Origin of the sequence: Lewinella sp. 4G2, assembly GCF_001625015.1 — a bacterium.
Lineage (GTDB): Bacteria > Bacteroidota > Bacteroidia > Chitinophagales > Saprospiraceae > Neolewinella.
In genome coordinates this window covers 436395-452646 of record NZ_LVWJ02000014.1, presented here as the reverse complement: position 1 = coordinate 452646, position 16252 = coordinate 436395, and the positions used below count along the sequence as shown (strand labels likewise).

Below are 16252 nucleotides of genomic sequence, written 5' to 3'. Positions count from 1 at the left end.
GCGTACTATCCAATGTTTTTCTTTGGGGCCAACCTATACCACTCTTGAACTGGTTTGGGACACAGGATGTTTTTAAAGGGCTATGTCGCTAATACTAACCAAGGATGAACTCGAAGCACTTCAGCTGGAACAAAACACAGCTGGGCTTTCAAAGCGGCGTTACCGCAAAGTAACGGTACTCATCATGCTGCACCAAGGCCATTCGGTCAAGACAATCGAGGCGGCATTGGGTATTGACGACAATACGATCTATCGTTACCAGCGCGCCTATTACAAAGCCGGTCTGTCCGACTTTCTGGACGATAGCTATGTAGCTTACACCGGTCGGTTAACTGACAAGCAAGAAGAAGCCTTAGCTAAGCATCTGGATGACTACCTATACCCTGATGCAAAATCCATTGCTGCCTACGTCCTCGAGCGCTTTGGGGTAGACTACAGCGTTGGCGGTATGACCGATTTGTTGCACCGGCTTGGTTTCGTGTTTAAGAAGAGCAAGTCCGTGCCGGCTAAGGCTGACGAAGAAGCACAGCGTGCCTTCGTTGAGGAAGAACTACCCGCGCTTTTAGAAGAGGTAGCCACCGGCGATGCAGTTGTTTACTATGCTGATGGCTGTCATCCTACTCACAATACAAAGACGAGTCGCGGCTGGATACGCAAGGGGGAAGATTTCGAAGTGGATTGCAACAATGGTCGACAGCGAGTGAATATTAATGCGGCCGTCAATGCGCTCAAGCCGGAACATTTAGTATACGAGATTGCTGACACCATCAATGCTCAGTCTACTCAGCGTTTATGCCGCCAGTTACTACGCAAACATCCGGGCAAAAAGATTTACTTCATTTGTGACAACGCTCGCTACAATCGCAACAAGATGCTAACGGAGTGGGCGGATGGCCAACGGATCGAGTTCGTTTATCTACCAACCTACTCACCTAACCTAAACTTAATCGAGCGCCTATGGCACTTTATGCGAGTTAAGGTATTGAACTCAACTTATTACGAGAAGTCTAGTGAATTTGAAGCGGCCATCGTTTCATTTCTGGGTGGGATAAAATTGTATAAGGAAGAATTACGTAGCCTACTGACTTTAAACTTCAGGACAGTGGGAGGCACTTCCGTGCATTTGTCCCAAACCTCTTCGTGATGCGTATAATAATTCATTGGTGAACGACGTAGTGATGCCCCCGCCCAATGCAGCATCATTAGGCCAGTACACCACGCAACCAATTACACTAGCTAGCGGACTGCCACAAATTGCCGTGCCAATTCACACAGTAAAGGATGGGCCGTTGCAACATTCCTTTGGCTTAAGCTATCATGCAGCAGGTATTCGTGTAAGTCAACCAGCAAGCTGGGTGGGGTTGGGCTGGTCATTGCAAGGTGCAGGAATGATAACCCGGACGGTACAAGGGTTACGTGATGAGGGAGCGGGAGGCTATTACTACGAAGCGTATAAAACAATGCTAGACCCGCATACGGTTGAGTATGCAAATTTTATTACCGAAATTAAGGACGGCTTAGCAGACTCCGAGCCTGACATCTTCACTTTTAATACTGGCTCTATTTCCGGACAGTTTATCCTCAACGGAAGTGATGCACCTATTTTGCTAGATAGAGAGTTAGATCTCAAAATTGAGTATGATCTGGTAAACGGTCAGTTCGAACAGTTCACACTTACCCTGCCCAATGGGGTCAAATATTACTTTGGTAGGGCTGCCTCTGGTACGGGAACGTCAGTTTGTGAGACCATGCAGGCTGGAACTGCCGTCAGTCCTTACCGGACTAACTGGATGCTTGTACAAATCACCAGCCCCGATGGACTTTATAGTATCGACTTTGGCTACGAAGCTGAATCATACAACTATCGGACGCCCGCCTCCGGGCACCACATTTTTAGTTCTGAAGTTGGCGTTTACACCAGCCACCCGGGGCAAAACGGCGTCGAAAGGGCTCATTTTCCCTACGTCCATCAATTTGTGGCTGGCTACCGGTTGGTGAGCGTGGATTACGGTACGGGTAGTATGGACTTTATACCATCCGCGAGTGATCGGACTGACCTGGACGGAGCACGAGCACTTGATCGGATCGAAATAAACCACGGTACGTACCGTTGCACTCAATTCGACTTCCAGTATAAGTATTTTCACGACGAGAGCGTGAGCTCAGCTGCCATGCCCTACGATTACCGGCTATCGCTGGATGCTGTTCAGGAGATGAGCTGTACAGGCTCCGTCCAGAAGCCCCAGTATGATTTTCAGTACTACGGGGAAGACGAAAATGGTATTGTCGACTTCCCACACCGGCTGTCGAAGGCCATCGATCACTGGGGTTTTTACAATGGGGAAAATGGCAACAACACCTCCGGTGGGATTGGCATTAACATTCCCCCAACTACGGTAATCATGTTCGTAAGTGGATACTTGCAAGAGTATAATGCCGGATCCGCAAAGCGTGAAGCGGATGAAGCATCGATGTTGCTGGGAACTTTAACTAAGGTTATTTACCCTACCGGAGGGAGTACTGCTTACGAAATGGAAGGCAATCAGGTTAAAGATCACGGTGTGCTCAATATGGCTGACAGAACATTTATCAAAAGCTACGAAAACGATGTGTTCCTTAACTGGTGTGATCAACGTTCGTTCTCAGACTCGTATACGTTCAACTTGGCACAAGAAGCAAAGGATGCAGTATTTGACCTGACTGGCTTCGTACCAATGCAATCAACTAACAGCACTCAACAGAACAGTTGCTTTGCAAACGGTAATTATGGTGACGAGACGGTGACTATTTCACTTCTTGAAGGAGATTCCCTACTGGGAAGTTACACGAAACAGCTTGAAAACTTTTCACTATCCGAGCAAAATGTGTCTTTAGATGAAATTCACCCTTGGTACCAACTTGAGCATGGCGTAGCGTACACTTTTCGTTTGACTACCAACAATTGTCATGGCACTTTCCAGTTAAGAACGGGGAATCAAGGATTCTTCTCTAAATTAGTCGGCGGACTCCGGGTAAAGAAGATCGAATCTTTCGATGGCCTTAGTATAAATCCACCAGTGGTAAAGACATTCACCTACTTGGATCATCAGGGAATTTCCTCCGGTGCGCTATACGAAAGACCGAGCTACTATCTTAGTGCAAAGTATATCGCACGGGGCACCAATGACCCAAATCCTGATGGCATTACGATAAAATATACTGATACCTCTTACAAAATGCTAGCTGGAAATGATGGACGGCATCTAAGTTATCGGACTGTTCAGGAAAATATTCCCGGAGAAGGCTACTCGGAGTATAGCTTTTATGTTTCACCGATAGAAAATAGTGATATCGGAATGATTATCGGAGAGGGTCATGCTCCAATTCATCCTAATGAATTCGATTTGACCCATTTTTACTCGATAAGGATAAATGACATACTAGGGGAAGTCCGTTTACCATACATATTTTCACAAACCTCCTGGTATAACTACAATATATTTGGATTTGGAAAGAGCAGAACCCACGGTAAACTGAGCACTAAATCGGTATACGAGTCAGATTCGAATGAGGTTGCAGCAACGACCTACCTGCCCGGTGGTTACAGTGTGTACGACACTTCAAGGTTAGGCATCAGGGTTACCACTTTGCCTGGGGGCCTGACACTTACTTACAACTACCCGCTTCGAAGTACTGCCCGCTTAGAGGGTACGGAAACTTCCTATCTGGACGGCGTGTCGAATACAATAACTAGGGAGTATGATTCCTCCCACAGACACAATCAGCCTACCGCTATCATTACCGAAAACAGTAAGATTGGGACCAACCAGCCGGCGGAAACGCGGAGGGTAGCGTTTTCCTATTCGCCGGACTATCCGTCGATCATGATTAGAGATCAACTTGTAGACGATTACAATCTACTAGCCCGTCCGTGGCTCACCGAACAGTACGTCAATGGAGACTTAGTAAAGTTCACTAAGGTTGAGTTTCAACAGTTTGATATCGCGTCAGGTCAATTGATCAATAATTCCACCAGCTCCATACCCAGGCCTCATCGCTTTTTCGAAGGAGAGCGCGCATCGGTTAACGGTGTTTTACAGCCGATACACCAGTATCTCGCAGGTGAAATCCCCAAGTATTATCCGGCCAACTCACTGAGTAAGGGAAAGCCTACGTCGCTACTACGAACGGGTTGGGAGCCGCAATTCTACGAATGGGAAAATGGTAATATTACCAAAAGAAGTTACCAGGATTTTGAATGGCTCACTACCTACCATGGTGGATCCAACTTGCCCGCCACCTCAGTAGCCGTCAATGGGGTCGAGACTATCTATGGCTTTGATGAATTAGCTCGCCTACAGGAAGTTAAAACGAGAAAAAACGCGAACAACGAGTTTGAAGTAGTGAATACGTATGCCTACAACTATGGCCAACCAGACCTGGGCACCCCCAATCAGCGGCTATCCACGGTAACCTTTGCGGCAACTGACGTTGACCCCGGCAGAATCCTTCACAGCATAGAATATACCGATGGCCTCGGGCGTTTGGTTCAAGCCGTTCAACAAGAGAAGCACGATGATGACGGTACCCTCGTCGATGTCATCAATTCCATCTCCTACGATGCCCGGGGTAGGAAAAAGACTGTTTTTGACCCGTTCTCCGTAAATTCATCGGATGGATCCTACCAGCCAACCCCAAACAACACACCGGGCACGTCTTACACGTATGAGGAATCCCCACTAGGCCGTGAGTTGAGTCGCACACATTCCGATTGGTATCTAACAACCATGAACTACCGAACAAATCTTCAAGGCGAAGTGATTGACCCTACTACCGGCAGCGATTATCTGCCCGGTCAACTATTCGTTGAGGAGATAATTAGTGCGGAAGGTAACCGAACGGTCAATTACACGGACAAGGCAGGGCGATTGGTAAAGTCAGCGCAAAGTGGTTCGGCAGGGCAACAACAGGCTACGCATACGGTATATGACAATTTGGATCAACCGTACCAGGTCATTCCTCCGGGAGCTGTCATGGGTGATGACCTTTGTTTCAAATACGACTATACGGGCTTCGGGCAAATCGAACAATCCTACACGCCCAATCAAGTAGGCACTTCACAGTTCGCCTACAATTCTAAACGGCTACTAGCAGGATCTCAGGATCCAAATCAAAAAAATGAAGGCAAGTGGATTGCAAATATTTACGACGATTACGGAAGACTAACTGAAAGTGGGTTTGCTCATGATCTAAGTGCTCCCGACAACCCGACAATAGCACAGCTACTTACTGAGAGTACTTATGGTTCATTACCCAATAACCTCGATCAAATAACCCACGAAAAGTTTTTGATCCTGAATGGTTCCGGTTCTGACTTTCTGGAGATGACGCATACTTATGATGATTTTGGGCGCCTGATCAACTCAGTGGGTAACAGTCTAATCTTACCTAGCCATCTGGATGCCGAGGAAACGGATTTTATCTACGATAGCGCTGACAATTTATTAGAATCATCATCATTGCATAAGCAGTCTGGCATAGCTGCTTTCACGGTAAAGTCGCGGTCCGAATTTGATCGTTGGTCCCGAACAGCAGCCACATACCAAACGCTCGATGGGGGTAGTGAAAAATTCATCGCAGCTTTTGAGTACTCGACGAAAGACCAACAGGTAAAAAAGCTACTCGGTGGGACGCTTTTCCAACCGGCCCAAACGGTAGACTACACTTACCGAGAAAATGGATATCTGACGGACATTAATGATGTCGACAAGGTTGGTTCCGATCTCTTTGCCCTACGGCTAGCATACGACGCTCCCGTACTCCCAAACAGCGTACCCAGGCTGGATGGCAATATCTCTGAATTGCTGTGGATTACGCCCAACCAAGGTGAAAGCCACTATCGTTTCACTTATGACTATCTGAATCGGATTACTTCGGCGGTTTCAGGGCACAATGGAATCGAATCAGGAAAGTACGATACAAATTACTCCTACGACGCCAGAGGCAATCTGCTGACAATCAGAAGAGAAGGGCAGCGCCAGGATGCTGCTCCCGGAACTTATGGCAAGATAGACGATTTGGTTTACCTTTATCACGGGGAGACGGACCGGTTGACTGGAGTCTACGACCTAGCAGAAACCAGCGGCATCCAACACCCCGACCACCTAATTCTGGATAAGTCTCCAATAGCTCCAAAAAGTCACGCCGCCAAAAAATCTATCATTGCGAACGCGAACACCGCCAACACCAACTACCAAGGTCAAACTCAGTTTAGGGCGGGGTCCAGCGTAAAGCTGGAAGCTGGTTTCCAAACCGACGTCGCCGGCGGAGGATTCCTGGCGGAAGTGGATACGGCGCTCCTCCACAATTCTTTCCGGGGTGGTTTCGTAGAAAGAGGCAGTACGCCTTACGAATACGACGACAACGGCAACCAAACAAAGAACATTGACCTTGGTCTTCAGGAAGTAGTCTACAATCATTTAAATCTCCCCCAACGATTTATCTTTGAGGATGGGCGTGACATCGTCATCACCTATGACGCTACGGGCCAAAAGCTGAAAGAGGAGACTACGAAGTTCGTAGAGAGTGAAATAATCACCAGCTCGCGATTCTACCTGCCCGAAAGAATCAGGCTGGACGACGACATTCAGAGCATCCACCACTCCGAGGGCAGGTTCCTCCCTACCGGAGATGCAAACGACTTCAGTAGCTACGAGGCCGAATTCTACCTCACCGATCACCTAGGAAACGTAAGGGTGAGATTTGGCGAACAGGCAACCGTGAAGGAAGAGATGCATTATTATCCCTTCGGGATGGAGATGCAGGGGGAGTGGAATAGCTCTAGCAATATTGGTGTTGAGGACAACCGCTATCGGTATAATGGAAAGATATTTAATGAGGAGTTGGGGTTGTATGATTATGGAGCTAGGTATTACGACCCAGCAATCTCTAGGTGGACGTCAATAGACCCATTGGCGGAATTAGATCACAATATATCGCATAGCCCTTACAATTATGTTGTGAATAATCCAATCTCTAACATTGACCCAGATGGGATGGATTGGTTCCGGAATAATGAAACGAACGAGGAATACTGGGAAGACCGGACTGAAGCTAAAGAAGGTGAAACCGCCCTCGGAGCTTGGCATATCGTAGAGGGTAAGACTGGTTACGTTATTCATTACCAACAAGAGGTTTATGCTACTGTATCAAAATCAGAAGAAGGGGCATACGATCAGGCTTTGGCTCGCCAAGTCCAAGGAATGTCCAGCCAAGAATTCTTAGAAGGATTTAGTGATAGAGAAGCCGAGGCGATCGCTGAGATGCCTGGATTAATCAGTGAGGCTCTTTTGACATATGGTCCAACGCCCAAGGGTATAAGAGCTGTAAGATCAGCACGCACAGGAATAAGAGTTCCAAGTGCAGCTACGCGAATGGTTGATGCCACAGGAGGGCGTGTTGTAAAAAGATCTTCGACACGCATCGTGGTGCAAAAGGGTAATAAGACTTACGACATTACTAAAGACAGGGTCAAAGAATTCATTAGAAATCCAAGGAACCCTAGTTCTCAGTATGGTGATGCTGTGAATTTTAAAAAATATGGATTGCCTCAGGGTTCAGCAAGAAATACCGGTACGCGTTCAGGAAAAGGACACAAGCGATCACCTACTGAAGGTGAGCTAAGAATGTTAAATGGCGGATAAATTATTACTATGACAGATGTCAACTATGCAGTCAAGCGTTTTGCTGATTTTCTTAACCAACACTGGACAAGCTTACAGCTTTATGTACACTCTTTGAAAAATATTGATGAATTTGCACACAAAGATATCTTAAATGATTGGCTACAATTCCACTGGGAATTATATGTTGAGACAGCTATATTGCCAACTGACAACTATTTGGAGGTGTACGGAGAGGGTGCGGACTGTTCGATCAACAGTGAAAGGGTGAGATTTCCTGATAGAATTCCTACGCATTATATAAGTGCTATTCCATCATTTGGGCAACCACTGCTAGATATCCTTTCTAATGCTCAAATCAATTTTGATGGTTCAAGCGTCTACAAATTCGTAAATTTTGATGGATATTTTTATTCTGAGAAAGCTCCTTACGACCACCTTTTACTAGAAGACAAGCAGGGGAATTACTTCTTAGTGGCGATCAATAACGTCACATTTATATTGAATAAATATGAATGAATTCTCCTAATGATTGGTACCAACGCAGTCGCCTTCAAGGCGGTTGGCGGTGGCGCTCTCTATTGTGCGGATAATTTTACTTTCACGTTGACTGGTACGAGCACGATGTACTATGCTGCGAATAGCGACAATGCAGCTTTGCTGCGAGTCACTTTTTTGTGCTTTACGAAGGTCGGTTCGGCGCGGAAAACGACCGAGCCGATGCAGCCAGAGTAAGGGAGGCGGCGCGCTGGGCCGGGGTTGGTTGCCAGCGTTGACAGCTGTTGGTGTATGTACAGACTCACCCAAAATTTTCTAAAAAATCTACCTGACCGTCTCAAGTAATGAGACTGGCAAGTACGTATTTTACAGTAAGCGCACCGAGATACGAAGTAGTTGATGAAAATACTTGCGTGATTGACAAGTATGCAAGCGTCCAGCAGGACTAATTACTATAATGAATGTGACAATACTGCATCTTCCGCCACTTGTTGGGTATTTGTTTCAAGCTATAACCTTAACAACGGTCTTCTCCGCGTTAAAATTCTCAATGATCTCCGATTTTGGAAGTAATATTCCATAGTGGTAAAATTGGTCCTAGACACTTCTATTATTCCAAACCTCAAAGAACCTAATATGAAATTGACCATCCAGAAGAAACTCGCCAAAGTGCTTTTCTTTTCCCTGTTCTTACTTCAAGTACATGCATCGCTCTCCGCCCAAATTAAAATTCAGTCTGGTAACGATGTCGTAATTGGTGACGAAACTATTGGGACCCCGGAACAAGAAGGTCAAACTACAGTATACGGCAATGGTCTCAAGGCAAATTTAAACTTGTATCTCCTGGACCAAAGTTCTACGGGAGACAATAGTTTTGGCTTGTATAATCAGGTAACTTCCGGAGGAAGTATCTATGGTGTATACAACAAAGGTCTGTTTAATGGGGTGCCGAATAATCCAGCTGGCAACCAAACGGGTATCTATAACCTGTATGAAGGAGACCCTTACGTACATACTGGTATTCACAACAGAACTATAGGAGCTCCAACTTATGCTAGGGGTATGTTCTCCTGGATCAACAGTTTGACCGCCAAAAATTTTCCTGGTTATTCCTCAGCGGTTGGTATTTACTCTAACATTGCTTCGGTTAATCACAACTACATCGTCGGCGTGGCTGCAGATGTAAGTTATCAGGGCAATGGTTCTGGAATAGTGGTGGGTGTATCCGGAACAGCTAGAAATGACGTAGCAGGATCAATTGCTTATGGCGTTTTGGGTGGCACCGAAGGAGCGAATTCAAGTAGCAACACTAATTACGCCGGATATTTTGAAGGTAACGTTGTCGTCACTGGAAGTATGATGCAAACTTCTGATCTGCGACTAAAAACTGACATCGTCGATTTGAATAATGCCGGTGATATACTGTCGCAATTGAAGCCGATGACCTACTCTTTTCTTGAAGATCAGGGAATTACCTTAGAAACGCAGTCCATGCATTATGGATTTCTAGCCCAAGAGGTGGAAGAAGTACTGCCCGACTTGGTGACAACAGTAACCAACCCCGCTCGCTATGAACAGCTCGACGATGCGGAAGGAGAAGAAGGCACCATGCGATTGATTCGCGAAGCACAAGAGATCAAGACCATCCGGTACAGCGATTTTATCGCTATCCTTGTTGAAGGATACCAGGAACAAGATAAACTTATCTCAACCCAGGCTGACCTTATTGAGAGCCAACAGGATGAGATTAATGAGATCAGAAGTGAATTAGCATCATTAACTGCTTCGATTTCTTCTCTTATAGAGTGTGTAGGGTGTGGTCTTGAGCTCCCTGGCAGACTTTTCAATTCCAACGGGTTAAACTTACCAAACGAGAAATCCATCCCGCAAATAATCCCCCAACTCAGCGAAAGCGGCTACACCATTTTTCCCAATCCAGCAAGTAAGTGGTTGCGCGTGATGGGGCCACCCGTCAAGAATCACGAGTTAAGATTATTCGATGCTTCCGGGCGACTGTTGAAAGAAGAGACCATTAAATCAACGGACCATCGTATCGAATTGAATAACCTTCCTGCAGGAATGTACCTTTTAGAGATTTTTAATTTAGTCGAACAGCGAACAATAGGCAGCGAAAAGATTATTATTGAGTAGAGGCCTACTAGTCCGTGCGAGCATTGTTGCTGGACTTAACTATTGCCTTGTGTGATGTTTCTAGAATTAGTGTTTGCATTCTTGTAGTCCTTCAGTATTTATTAACCACCAATCCAAACCCCATGCGTATTCTTTTACCTTACCAGCGTTTACTTCGTTTACACAAGCTCATTTCAAGGGGTGCCACCGGCTCACCAGTTGAGCTCGCCCGCAAGATGGGCGTTTCCCGGGCAACCATATTTAGAATGCTCGCGATGCTGAAAGATAGCGGTGCTCCGATCGCCTACTGCAAAAACCAACAAAGGTACTACTACGAAAGTCCTTTTGAACTCAGCATGGTTGCTTAGGAAAAATTATCCTAAACATATACCTGATGCGAGGTAGGTTAGGACAAACAATCATCTATAATCATTTAAATCTCCCAACTCAGCTAACGCTAGATAATGGGTCTACGGTAGGGCGCCCTCAATAAGTCCTCAATCCCTTTATGCTGCTAGCTTTCACGGGGAAAATTAAATTTCCAAAACAACCCTAATGCATGGAATCTGCGTATTGTACTTGCAGAACCTTGCACTTCGGAGATGATTGGATATACGTAAGCGTCCGAACAACGCCACCTTAAACATGCAAGACTGGCGCCGGAGTATTGCCTTCCAACAAAGGTACGGTATCCGCCACTCTCCGGCTACCATCCGCCAACTCCTCACCGACCAATAAGCCAGCGGCCTGGTCATGGGTAAATTCTGTCACCGGACAAATCTCAACCCACCTTCCTTATTCAATAGTAGAGTAAGTGTAGCGAGGTAAGTGAGATATCCCCATTCAGTAAAAAACCGACACAAAAAAAATGCCGCACAAATCAACGATTTGTGCGGCATTCTTCTAAACGCGGTTCACGCTTGCGCGTGAAGATCATTTACCGAATGATCAACTTCTGCGTTTCCGTCAGCTCACCCGCCGTGATGCGGACGAGGTAGGTGCCCGGCTGCTGGTTAGCCAGTGGCAGGGCAACGTTACCGGCGGTAGCCTGGAGACTGCTGATCAAACGACCGGTGAGGTCGAGCAGGTCCAAACGTACATCCGTTCCGTACTCAGTGGGGATGGCGACATTGACGGCCTCGGCGCTAACGGGGTTCGGGTAAACGCTGACGCGGTCCGTAGTGGCTGCCTCAAAGGACTTCGCCACGGGGCTGCTCTGCAGAGCGGTTACGTCGGGCGCGGAACAAGTGCTCCGGCGCTCGAAGGCACCAATGTCACGGATGCCGCCGAATACACCGCGGCCACCCTGGTCGAGGTCGGTATCGGATGGGTTACCGGCGTCGATGGCGGGGCTACCACAGAGCAGGTTGTGCGTCTGCGTGGGGCCACCATTCTGGGCCAATGGGCCGACCATGGGGTCGATGGGAGCACCGGAAACACCGGAGGTATCCGTATCGATCGCAGCGAGAACACCCATGTCGTCTTGACCAATGAGGTTGAACCCATCGGAGAAGAAAGAACCGACGTCACCTTCCAGGTCCGCAATACCAGCGGAAGTGTTCGCGGCTACGATATTACTGTAGAGCGTAGCGGAACTTTCGCCGGTAACGATGATACCACCACCACTCATAGTTGCGTTATTCGCCGCAATCGTGGAGCTGCTGAATACGTTCTCGCCAATGGCGTGGACGCCACCACCGATGGGTGCTTCGTTACCCGTAATCGTAGATACCATCACCTGGATGCTACCACCGATACTGAGGACGCCACCACCGGAAGCACCGCTACCCGTGGCCGAGTTGTTGGACACCGTAGAACGCTCCAGTACCAGGGCACCACCGTTGTTGAAGACACCGCCACCACCGTCGTCGAGGGCTGGACCCTGAGCTTCGTTGTCGAGCACGTCCGTTTGGGTTACGGTCATCAGACCGGCACCGTTCCAGAGAGCACCACCTTCAAGGGCAGCCGTGTTGTTGGTGAAATTACTGCGGCTAATTTCCATGTCACCGTCGCCGGTGATATGAATGGCGCCACCGTTACCCGGTGCGCTACCGGTCGTGTTACCGTCGAAGTTGGAGCTGCTGATGATTACCGTGGTACCACTCTGGGAGTTGTCCTCGATCGCACCACCCGCGCGGCTCGCGGAGTTGTTGTTGAAGAAGGACCGATCTACGGTAAGGGAACTTCCCTCACTGTTGAAGATGGCACCGCCACTACCGGATGCACCAGTGGCCTGGTTGCCCGAGAAGCGAGTGGAAGTACTCACCATCAGCGTACCGCCGTCGAGGTTGAAGATACCGCCACCACCGTTGGTCGCGTCGTCACCCATGGCAATGTTGTTGACGATTTTGGCGCGGCTCACCGTCATGGTGCCCGTACCGTTCCAGAGGCCACCACCTTCGGAGGCTGCCGTGTTGTTCAGGATCAAGCCACCATCAATATCGACGGTACCGGGGCCAGTGACGTGGAGACCACCACCATTGCCCGGTGCGCTACCCGTCGTGTTACCGATCAGGTTGGCGAAAACCATACTTACGGTGCCTTCTTCCGCGGAATTATCTTCAATACCACCACCCGCGCGGCTAGCGCTGTTGTTCTTGAGCTGGCTGCGGTTGACCGTCAGTTGGCCACCCGTATTGTTGAGGATACCACCACCGCTACCGGAAGCACCGGTTGCTTCGTTAAAAATGATCTGGGTCTTATTCATGACCATCAGGATACCACCTTCATTGAAGATGCCACCGCCACCTTGGTCGGCCATGTCACCTTCGGCGCGGTTGCCATTGATGGCTACGCCACTTACGGTCATGGTACCACCACCGTTCCATAGCGCACCACCTTCGCTGGTTGCTACGTTGTCGTTGTAAAGACCACCGGTGATTTCTGCGTCACCCGAAGCGGTAATGTGAATGGCACCACCGTTACCGGGCATTGGGCCAGTCATGTTCTGGCTCATCGTTGCGTCAGTAATGGTCATCATCGTACCTACGTCGGAAGCATCCTCAATGGCGCCACCGGCGCGGGCTGCTTCGTTGCGGGTGTAGCGGCCACCAGTTACCGTGAGTGTACCGCCAATAGCGTTGTGAATGGCACCACCACTACCGGAACCTTCCGTGGCTACGTTGCGATCGAATACACCACCGTTGACGACGAGTGTACCGCCGTTGTTGAAGAGGGCTCCACCACCGTCGTCGGCGGCCGTACCCAGGGCTTCGTTGGAACTGAAGGTCACGTCCGTTACCGTCATCGTACCGCTACCGTTCCAGAAGCCACCGCCTTCCTGGCTGGCTACGTTCTGGTTGGCCACGCCACCCGTGATGCTCATTTCACCGGGGCCGGTGATGTGGATGGCACCACCATTACCGGGGGCGTCACCGGCAAAGTTGCTCAGGAATTTGGTGTCGGTGATGGTTACCATCGTCTCGGCGCCGGAAACGTCCTCAATGGCACCACCCGCGCGGTTGGCGGTATTGAGCGCGAATTCCGCGCCAGTAATGTTAACGGTACCACCTACGTCGTTCAGCAGGCCACCGCCGCTGCCGGAAGCACCGTCAGCTACGTTTTGGCGGAAAACCGTACCGGCATTGATGTTGACCGTACCGGCCAGGTTGAAGACGCCACCACCACCGGTGTCGGCATCATCACCGCTCGCTACGTTGCGGCGGAAATAAACGTCGTTAATGTCCATCGTGCCGGCGCCATTCCAAAGGCCACCACCTTCGTTACTCGCCGTGTTCTGAACTACGGCGCCACCGTTCACCACTACGTCACCCGCACCCGTGATGTGCATACCGCCACCGTTGCCGGGGGAAGAGCCGGCGTTGTTAGCCGTGAGGCGTACGTTAGTTAAGGTAGCCGTACCACCTTCCGTTTCTTCGATACCACCACCCGCGCGGACCGCGGAATTGTTTCTGATCAGCGTATTCTCTACGGTAAGCGTACCAGCATCGTTGAAGATACCGCCACCGCTACCGGCGGAACCGTTGGCGCTATTGGCCAGGATGCGGCTATTGGATACGTTCAGGGTGCCACCGGCGCTAAAGAGCGCGCCACCACCATTCGTCGCCTCGTCACCCGAGGCTACGTTTCTGAGGAGTAATACGTTGGTTACGGTCATCGTACCGGTACCGATCCATAATCCGCCACCTTCGCTGGCGGCAACGTTGTCAATCACGCGGCCACCGGTGTAGTTGAGATCACCCGCACCCGTTACGTGGACGGCGCCGCCGTTACCGGGAGCACTGCCGGTAGAGTTGCCGGACATATTGGTGTCGGTAATGTTGGTTACCGTAGCGTCACCGGATACATCTTCAATGGCGCCACCCGCGCGGGAGGCGGAGTTGCCGCTAAAGGTGCTACCGTCAACGGTTAGGGTACCACCATCGCCAACGATGATTGCACCGCCGCTACCGCTGGCACCACTGGCGGAGTTGCCAGAAAACGTGGATGATGCGACCGTGACGATTCCACCCATAACTGCGATGGCGCCGCCACCCATGCTTGCGTCCGCACCGGTTGCCTCGCTATTCGTGATGCTAACGTCCGTCAACGTTGCGGAAGTCAGGGCAGCTACCATAATGGCACCGCCCATATCGGCGTTGCCTTCGGTCAGCATGAGATCGTTCATGATCACCGTGATGGCGAGTGGTGGAGTGATATTAAAGATCCGACTGCTGTTACCGCCGCTGATCATCGTGTTGTCAACGCCGTTTCCGCTAATGGTAAGCAGTTTGTCGATTACGATCTCACCGGAGGTAAGGGTGATTGGCGTACCATCCGTAGAGGCATCAAACGTAATAACGCCACCCGGAAGGGCGGCTGCCACGACGTCACGCAGACTACCCGGGCCGGAGTCGGCCGTAGAAGTGACTACTTGCGCGAAAGCGCCGGTAAATAAAAATAGAACTAACGCCACGGCGCTCATTCCCTTGAGTAAATACTGGTTCATAAATGTTTGCTTAGGTTGAATCAGTCAGACAGGCACGGACAATACAATCCACAACTGGCCCCACGCGGCGGCGGGTCAGGCAGAAAAATTAGCAATGGCTGAATGAAAGCTCAGGTTAATGGAAAGCGAAACAGCATCGCAAACAACGATCTCGTCTCGTATGAAAAATGCCGGCCATCTCGAGTTAGCCAGCGCATAAATTCCGCCTAACAGCGTGTTGGGGCGATATTCGTCTGTCTAAAGTGTCTGTAGCTACACATGTTCGGTCACTGGGATAAGATTTCTTCTCAATAGCTTTGAGAAGTGCTCAATGCTAGTACTATACATATAGCGAGAAACACCTTAGCATAAATTGGTTGATTGGTTGGCACACGCTCCAATTCGCCATGATTTAATCAGGTTGTACGACGAAATTCTATTAGACAAACAACTGTTTCTGCCACCTCAGGAAAAATTGACACCCTCCCAGGAATGATTGGTAGTTGAGGCCCTCATTACGGCATCTAATTTTGCTATATCAATAACAACGGCGAAAGCCATAACCAATCAATTTCTGTAAGATGAAAAATTTTCTCTCCCTCCTCGCACTCGTTCTTTTCGCAGCGATCTTCTCCACCACCGCCAACGCCCAGTCGGCTACCATGGACAAAATGGACAAGATGGATGCCAAGCACGGCGAAACCATGATGGCCGACAAGGCCGACTACACCGTTATCAAGCTCAGCCAGTCCGAAGGCGTCTACAATACGGAATCGCTGACGTTGGCCCCCGGCAAGTACGTCTTCGAAGTCACCAACCTGGAAGTAGACAAAGGCCTCGGCTTTTACCTGCAGGATGCCACCGAAGCACAAGTGGCTAACTCCGGCGTCGCCGCGCTCGTAGAAAAAGGGAAGACCCAGCGCACCGGCGTCGTCACCCTGACGGAAGGTACCTACCAGTACAGCTGCCCCCTGAACCCGACGCCTCACTACACGCTGACGGTCAAGTAAGGACCGTTAGCAAACAGCTACATCCT

Annotated in this window: 8 protein-coding genes; 7 read left to right on the top strand and 1 reads right to left on the bottom strand. The window is 49.4% G+C overall.

Annotation, left to right across the window (positions count from 1 at the left end):
* Nucleotides 1-82 precede the first annotated feature (82 nt).
* From A3850_RS03375 to A3850_RS03350, 6 genes are all read left to right on the top strand, one after another.
* Nucleotides 83-1144 carry an IS630 family transposase gene (locus tag A3850_RS03375; protein ID WP_068214202.1) on the top strand — a complete coding sequence of 354 codons (1062 nt, stop codon included), beginning with the start codon at nt 83-85 and terminating at the stop codon, nt 1142-1144.
* Between the two features lie 19 nt (nt 1145-1163).
* The gene (locus A3850_RS03370; protein WP_157500856.1) at nt 1164-7682 is read left to right on the top strand and encodes an RHS repeat domain-containing protein; all 6519 of its coding nucleotides are present in this window, start codon (nt 1164-1166) and stop codon (nt 7680-7682) included.
* A 9-nt stretch (nt 7683-7691) separates the two neighbouring features.
* Nucleotides 7692-8180 carry a hypothetical protein gene (locus A3850_RS03365; protein ID WP_068214198.1) on the top strand — a complete coding sequence of 163 codons (489 nt, stop codon included), beginning with the start codon at nt 7692-7694 and terminating at the stop codon, nt 8178-8180.
* A gap of 9 nt (nt 8181-8189) precedes the next feature.
* Nucleotides 8190-8396 (top strand): hypothetical protein, encoded by a 207-nt coding sequence (locus tag A3850_RS20380; RefSeq protein WP_068214197.1) that lies wholly within the window; start codon nt 8190-8192, stop codon nt 8394-8396.
* Nucleotides 8397-8795: 399 nt separating this feature from the next.
* Nucleotides 8796-10310, top strand: a complete 1515-nt coding sequence (locus A3850_RS03355) for a tail fiber domain-containing protein (RefSeq protein ID WP_068214195.1) — start codon at nt 8796-8798, stop codon at nt 10308-10310.
* A 122-nt stretch (nt 10311-10432) separates the two neighbouring features.
* Nucleotides 10433-10657: an HTH domain-containing protein gene (locus A3850_RS03350; protein WP_068214194.1), complete on the top strand. Its 225-nt coding sequence runs from the start codon at nt 10433-10435 to the stop codon at nt 10655-10657.
* Nucleotides 10658-11226: 569 nt separating this feature from the next.
* On the opposite strand, the gene A3850_RS03345 is transcribed toward A3850_RS03350, so the two are convergent.
* Nucleotides 11227-15237 carry a T9SS type A sorting domain-containing protein gene (locus A3850_RS03345; protein WP_068214191.1) on the bottom strand — a complete coding sequence of 1337 codons (4011 nt, stop codon included), beginning with the start codon at nt 15235-15237 and terminating at the stop codon, nt 11227-11229.
* Between the two features lie 560 nt (nt 15238-15797).
* Here A3850_RS03345 and A3850_RS03340 point away from each other — a divergent pair.
* On the top strand, nt 15798-16226 hold the full coding sequence (locus A3850_RS03340; RefSeq protein ID WP_068214189.1) for a cupredoxin domain-containing protein: 429 nt from the start codon (nt 15798-15800) through the stop codon (nt 16224-16226).
* Nucleotides 16227-16252 lie beyond the last annotated feature (26 nt).

What these genes read in the sequence shown, in the direction of transcription:
- A3850_RS20380 (WP_068214197.1), top strand. Translation starts at nt 8,190, where the DNA reads ATGATTGGTACCAACGCAGTCGCCTTCAAGGCGGTTGGCGGTGGCGCT.
- A3850_RS03345 (WP_068214191.1), bottom strand. Translation starts at nt 15,237, where the DNA reads ATGAACCAGTATTTACTCAAGGGAATGAGCGCCGTGGCGTTAGTTCTA.
- A3850_RS03340 (WP_068214189.1), top strand. Translation starts at nt 15,798, where the DNA reads ATGAAAAATTTTCTCTCCCTCCTCGCACTCGTTCTTTTCGCAGCGATC.
- A3850_RS03375 (WP_068214202.1), top strand. Translation starts at nt 83, where the DNA reads ATGTCGCTAATACTAACCAAGGATGAACTCGAAGCACTTCAGCTGGAA.
- A3850_RS03350 (WP_068214194.1), top strand. Translation starts at nt 10,433, where the DNA reads ATGCGTATTCTTTTACCTTACCAGCGTTTACTTCGTTTACACAAGCTC.
- A3850_RS03365 (WP_068214198.1), top strand. Translation starts at nt 7,692, where the DNA reads ATGACAGATGTCAACTATGCAGTCAAGCGTTTTGCTGATTTTCTTAAC.
- A3850_RS03355 (WP_068214195.1), top strand. Translation starts at nt 8,796, where the DNA reads ATGAAATTGACCATCCAGAAGAAACTCGCCAAAGTGCTTTTCTTTTCC.